This window comes from Xanthomonas euvesicatoria pv. euvesicatoria, assembly GCF_020880415.1.
GTDB classification, from domain to species: Bacteria; Pseudomonadota; Gammaproteobacteria; order Xanthomonadales; family Xanthomonadaceae; genus Xanthomonas; species Xanthomonas euvesicatoria.
Genome location: NZ_JAJIUJ010000093.1, coordinates 1 through 1,560, shown reverse-complemented (window position 1 = coordinate 1,560; position 1,560 = coordinate 1). Strand labels below are relative to the sequence as shown.

2 protein-coding genes are annotated in these 1,560 nt (G+C 56.7%); both read right to left on the bottom strand.

Features of this window, described 5'->3' with window-relative positions; translation table 11 throughout:
* On the bottom strand, window positions 1–192 hold a 192-nt coding region (locus tag LN450_RS15410), incomplete at its 3' end, for a hypothetical protein (RefSeq protein ID WP_228892888.1).
* Window positions 193–526: 334 nt separating this feature from the next.
* The coding region (locus LN450_RS15405) for an LPD29 domain-containing protein (RefSeq protein ID WP_228892880.1) at window positions 527–1,560 on the bottom strand (1,034 nt) is incomplete at its 5' end.

Here is a 1,560-nt window from a genome sequence, read left to right as displayed (position 1 = left end):
ACGGCCGGCGCCGGTGCAGCTGCTGGCGCCCGAGAGTGGCCGCCGCCAGGCGCTGGCCACGCGAGGCGACAGCGGTGTGGATCTGCCGGCGATGCCGGCGACCGGGTGCAGCCCTTGCAGGCGGCGGCCGCTGCCCTGAATGGCTAAAATAACGACAACTGCCATTCCTGCCTTAGCTCTGGGCAGCGCCATTTTTCTACGCACTCCTCGCCAAAATCGAGTTGTAGCGCATCTGCGAAAGCGGGTTCAGAACGCGCACGTTCCAAGAGGGCGCGAATCACGACATCAGTAGACTCACCCTCAAATACGAGATCTAGTGAACGCTCGCTTAGATCCGAGTTCGCACAGAAATCGGCCAACGAATTAAGCCGGTTAACCGCCCTCAGCTCAACCGCGCGAAATATGAAAGCAATGCAGGCCCTTGCCAAGGCGGCGCAATTTCGAGCACTGCGCATGCGTGCGTCTAGACGACTTAGCTCTGCGGCTTGCTGACTGTAAGATGGGCACAGATAGTTAGACATCGGAGTCAAGCCGCCGCCGTGACAAACCGACCTTGCACAACTGCCGTTCTGTATGCGACCGCTCTAATCAGTGAATTCAGGTCATCGGCCAATGGATAGGGCGAGGCGACAGGAACATTCCAGTAGCAACCACGGCGGTACTCAGACACGGTAGGGACAACACTGCCGAGCTGATGCGCATACTGAGACTGCACAAATTCAATCGCGTATGTTATGAGAGCAATAGAACTTGATCGCGATGTGTGGACGTGCTCGGCTCCGCCGAAAACATCACACCATGCACTCCTGCGATAGGCATAGGAGTCCGTGTATGTATCTAACGAACCCAGCTTATAGCGCTTCGATACGGTGTCGACATCATCGGTGCACGGGCCATCTTCCCACTGAATTTTGATGTGATTATGGTTAGTTGTGCGCACTGAAAACTTAGTTCCTGGGAAAGCTTTTTTCAGGTCGCGCCGGATGTTTGCCGCTGCGCGCGTGGTGTCATATCGTTCCCCATCAGTAATAGGGACCAAATGTTTTAGCGTCGGATCTGCGCGCAATCCCGCCGCAGTCGCTTCGCGATCGGCCTCGTCCTTAGCTTTCGCATCAAGTGCAGACAGCTCGTAGTGCTGCGCAAGCTCAATAGCTGAAGCCACTTCCACTGCATCCGCGATCTGCGGCAGGACATCCCATTGCACGTTCCTCAATGCGGCTTCTGTCAGCTTCTTGAACTGCGAGCCGTCTGCAAAAACGACATCAAATCGGACTGTGCTGCCAACACGCACTATGCTGGGTGCTGCGTGGAAAATGCTGTCATAGCTCCGAACCACGATTCCAGGGCCACGATTGCCAAGGCGGCACACAACGCGTTGGCCGATCTCGATCGAAATATGGGAAGTGGTCACTGCAAGTCTCCAAGTGTTGGGCTGATACGCAAAGGTCTGGACAGGCGCTTTGTTCTGGCTTGCTGCCTGTTCACCAGGCAGGTGTGCCGCGCGCACCTGCATGAGCAACCTGCGTCGCAGTCGGCGTGCGGGGTCAAGGAGAGGCGCAC